Source organism: Streptomyces boncukensis, from assembly GCF_011045075.1.
Classification (GTDB): Bacteria; Actinomycetota; Actinomycetes; order Streptomycetales; family Streptomycetaceae; genus Streptomyces; species Streptomyces boncukensis.
The window spans coordinates 1-4,157 of the sequence record NZ_JAAKZZ010000585.1 but is presented as its reverse complement, the minus strand read 5'-3'; the positions used below and the strand labels follow the sequence as shown (position 1 = coordinate 4,157).

At 73.4% G+C, this 4,157-nt stretch carries 4 protein-coding genes; 3 read left to right on the top strand and 1 reads right to left on the bottom strand.

Annotated elements, in window-relative coordinates; translation table 11 throughout:
• A partial coding sequence (locus G5C65_RS32490) for an aminoglycoside phosphotransferase family protein (RefSeq protein WP_165302628.1) occupies positions 1 to 734 on the bottom strand: 734 nt, incomplete at its 3' end.
• Between the two features lie 119 nt (positions 735 to 853).
• On the opposite strand from G5C65_RS32490, the gene G5C65_RS32485 reads away from it, so the two are divergent.
• From G5C65_RS32485 to G5C65_RS32475, 3 genes are all read left to right on the top strand, one after another.
• Positions 854 to 1,699 carry a polysaccharide deacetylase family protein gene (locus G5C65_RS32485; RefSeq protein ID WP_338146770.1) on the top strand — a complete coding sequence of 282 codons (846 nt, stop codon included), beginning with the start codon at positions 854 to 856 and terminating at the stop codon, positions 1,697 to 1,699.
• 86 nt (positions 1,700 to 1,785) lie between these two features.
• A complete protein-coding gene (locus tag G5C65_RS32480) occupies positions 1,786 to 2,580 on the top strand; it encodes a PTS sugar transporter subunit IIAB (protein ID WP_165302627.1) in 795 nt (264 codons plus the stop codon).
• Positions 2,581 to 2,601: 21 nt separating this feature from the next.
• On the top strand, positions 2,602 to 4,157 hold a 1,556-nt coding region (locus G5C65_RS32475; protein WP_165302626.1), incomplete at its 3' end, for a PTS ascorbate transporter subunit IIC.

The window sequence follows — 4,157 nt, the reverse complement described above, 5'->3', positions numbered from 1 at the left end:
GCCCACTCCCGCACATCCCACCCGTACACCCGCGCGAAGCCCGCGTACTCCGCTTCCGGGAGCCCGTAGCGGGCGCGGCTCAGCGCCATCACCACCAGGTCGTGCTCGCGCAGGTCGGCGGAGAACGTCTCCAGGTCCAGCAGCAGCGGCCCCTCCGGGCCGACGTGCACGTTGCGCGGCAGCGCGTCACCGTGCACCGGGCCGGGCGGCAGCTGCGGGACCAGCGCGGGCAGCGCGGCGGCGAGGGCGTCGCGGCGCTCGCGGAGGAACGCCGCGTCGGCCGCGCGCACCGCGTCCCCCGCGAGCCGCAGCCAGCGCTCCACCCCGCCCAGCAGCTCCCGGCGCGGCAGCGCGAACGGCGGCGCGGGCAGCGCGTGGACGGCCCGCAGCAGCCCGGCGAGATCCGCGGCCGTGGCCTGCCGTACCGCGGGCGGCAGCCGCCGCCAGTAGGTGACGGGGTGCCCCGCCACCAGCCGGACGCCGGAGGGGTGTCCGGGCGCGGCCCGTACGGCGGGCACTCCCGCCCCCTCCAGCCACGCGGCGACGCGCAGTTCCCGCTCGGCGCGCGGCAGCAGCTCCGGGTCGCGGCCGATCCGCACCACCACGTCGCCCCGTGCGAAGACCGCGTTCTCGCCGAGCGACAGCAGCTCCGCGTCCCGGGCCGCGTCCGCGCCGTCCGCCGCGGCCAGCACGGCCCGCGCGCGCTCCTTCGTGAACGGTTCCGGGCCCGTCATGGGCGCGCTCCCGCGAAGCCGGATGCGGTGTATGTCTCATTTCCCAGCTGCAACCCCTGGTGCCCCCGAGGTGTCTCACTCAGCGACAGGGACGGGGATATGGGCAGGCAGGAGCGGTAGTGCAGAGCAAGTGGGGCCGACGTCCGGGGCGTCAGACGACCGTCGCGCTGATCGCGGCAGTGACGACGTTCGCGATCGGGCTGCTGACGGCCCTGGTGGGGCACGGCACGGGAGCCGCCGCGTCCGCCGGGCACCCGGGCTGGGAGCGGAGTCTGCGCGGCGGCGGCGAGTCCGCACACGCGGACAGCAAGCGCCCCCGGGCCGCGGCGCCGCACCGGAAGCGGGCGGCGCCGCCCCCGCGCACCAGCCGCGACCTGGTCCACACCACAGCGGCGGGCGGCAGGAGCGTCGCCCTCACCCTGGACGACGGCCCGCACCCGGTGTGGACGCCCAAGGTGCTGGACCTGCTCAAGCGTCAGCACGTCAAGGCCACCTTCTGTCTGATAGGTCCGAACGCCCAACGCTACCCCGCGCTCGTCAAGCGGATCGTCGCCGAGGGGCACCGGCTGTGCGACCACACGGTGAGCCATGACGAGACGATGGACCACAAGTCCGTCGGCTACCAGCAGCGCCAGATACTCGAAGCGCAGCGGATGATCGACAAGGCGTCCGGCGGCGCCCGCGTCCACTACTACCGGGCGCCGGGCGGGGCCTTCACCCCCGACAGCCGCCGGATCGCGGCGGCGCACGGGATGCGTCCGCTGGGCTGGACCGCCGACCCCGGCGACTGGCAGCGGCCGGGGACCGCGGCCATCGTGGCGCGGGCGAAGCAGCAACTGAAGCCCGGCGCCGTGCTGCTGCTGCACGACGGCGGCGGCGACCGCGCCGAGTCCTACGCGGCGCTCGAACAGCTGATTCCCTGGCTGAAGGGCCGGAACTACACCTTCGCCTTCCCCGAGTCCTGACGGCTGCCCCGCGTTCTGACGGCCCCGGCCGCGGTGCGGGATCCGTCCGGAGGCCGAAACAGCGCTGACGTGCCAAGATCGCCCCTATGGCGACTCTCAGTGAACTCCTCCCTGTCGAGGCGGTGCGGCTGGACGTGCCCGCGGCCGACTGGCGGCAGGCCGTCCGCACCGCCGGCGAGCTGCTGGTGGCGACCGGCGCGAGTACGGACGAGTACACCGCCGAGATGATCCGGAACGTCGAGGACAACGGCCCGTACATCGTGATCGCGCCCGGCTTCGCCTTCGCGCACGCCCGTCCCTCGCCCGCCGTGCTGCGCACCGGCATGGCGTGGGTGCGGCTGGCCGAGCCGGTCCCGTTCGGGCACGAGTCCCATGACCCGGTGAGCCTTGTCGTAGCGCTCGCCGCGCGGGACGCGGGGGCGCACACCGCCGCGATGGCCTCGCTGGCCCGGCTGCTGGCGCGCCCCGACACGGAGCAGGGGCTGCGCGACGCGCCGACGCCGGAGGCGCTGCACCTGCTGCTGGCGGAGGCGGACGGCGAGGTGCCGGGCGCCGCCACCGGGCCGTCCGATTCGTCGGGGCCGTCCGGGCCGTCCGTGCAGAAGATCCTCACCGTGTGCGGCAACGGCGTCGGCACGAGCCTCTTCCTCAAGAACACCCTGGAGCAGGTCCTGCGGCGCTGGGGCTGGGAGCGCAACATCACCGTCGAGGCCACGGACACCATCTCCGCCAAGGGCAAGGCGGCCGAGGCCGCCGCCATCCTCACCTCCCGGGAGATCGCCAGAACGCTGGGCGACGTGGGTATCCCGGTGAAGGTCGTCGAGGACTTCACCAGCGCCACCGAGGTCGACCGCACGCTGCGGGACACCTACGACGTCTGACCGGGAGACGGAGAAACAACCATGGACTGGCTCGTCACCCTCGCCAAGTTCCTCGTCAACGAGATCCTCAGCGTGCCGGCGTATCTGATCGGCCTCATCACGGCCGCCGGGCTCATCGCCCTGCGCAAGCCGACGGGGCAGATCCTGGGCGGCGCCATCAAGGCGACCCTCGGCTTTCTGCTGATCGGCGCCGGTGCCGGGCTCGTCACCGACTCGCTCGCCCCCCTGGGGAAGATGATCACGGGCGCCACCGGTGCGCACGGCGTGATCCCGACCAACGAGGCGATCGTCGGCATCGCGCAGGAGCAGTTCGGCTCCCGCGTGGCCTGGCTGATGATCCTCGGCTTCGCGCTCAGCCTCGTGCTGGCCCGGTTCACACCGCTGCGCTACGTCTTCCTGACCGGGCACCATATGCTCTTCATGGCCACGCTGCTGACCATGGTGCTGGCGACGGCTGGCTACGCGTCCTGGGTCGTGGTGGTGGTCGGCGGCGTGCTGCTCGGCGTCATGCTCGTCGCGATGCCCGCGTTCGCCCATCCCTGGACCAAGCGCATCACCGGCAACAACACGGTGGCCATCGGCCACTTCGGCACCGCGGGCTACATCACGGCGGGCGCCGCGGGGCAGCTGGTCGGCCGGCTCGGCAAGGGCGGCCGGCGCAGCCGCAGCACGGAGGACATGAAGCTGCCCGAGGGGCTGCGCTTCCTGCGCGACTCCATGGTGGCCACCGCGCTGTCGATGCTGCTGATCTACCTGGTGCTCGCCGTCGTCTACGTGGTCAAGGAGGGCGAGAAGACCGCGTTCAAGGCGTTCGCCGAAGGCGGCGGCGCCCCGGCCACGGATCTCGGCAACTATCTGATGCAGTCCGTGATGCAGGGCCTGCAGTTCGGCATCTCGGTCGCCGTCATCCTCTTCGGTGTCCGCACCATCCTGGGCGAGCTGGTGCCCGCCTTCCAGGGCATCGCGCAGAAGGTCGTTCCCGGCGCCGTCCCCGCGCTGGACGCGCCGATCGTCTTCCCGTACGCGCAGAACGCGGTGCTGCTCGGCTTCATCTCCAGCTTCGTCGGCGGCCTGTGCACCCTCGCGCTGCTCGCCTGGGCGCTGGAGCCGGCGTTCGGCCTGGCGCTGGTGCTGCCGGGGCTGGTGCCGCACTTCTTCACCGGCGGCGCCGCGGGCGTGTACGGCAACGCGACGGGCGGCCGGCGCGGCGCGGTGGTCGGCGCGTTCCTCAACGGGGTGCTGATCACGTTCCTGCCCGCGCTGCTGCTGAAGGTGCTGGGCACGTTCGGGAACGAGAACACGACGTTCGGAGACGCCGACTTCGGCTGGTTCGGGGCGCTCGTCGGCAACGCCGCGAAGGCGGGGGAGGCGGGCGGTGTCGTCCTGATGCTGCTGATCGGCGCCGCGGTGCTGGCGGGCGCGGTGCTGATGCAGAAGCGGGTGGTCGAGACGGGGTGGTCGCCGGGCGGCCCGGCTCCGGCGGCGTCCGCTCCGGCGGAGCCCGGAGGCGGTTCCGGCAGCGGGGGTGCGGGCGGGGCGGAGGCGACCCGCACATACCCGAAGCTGGCCCCTCCGGC

Excerpts from the sequence above, each read along its gene's own strand:
- G5C65_RS32480 (WP_165302627.1), top strand. The coding sequence starts at position 1,786 with ATGGCGACTCTCAGTGAACTCCTCCCTGTCGAGGCGGTGCGGCTGGAC.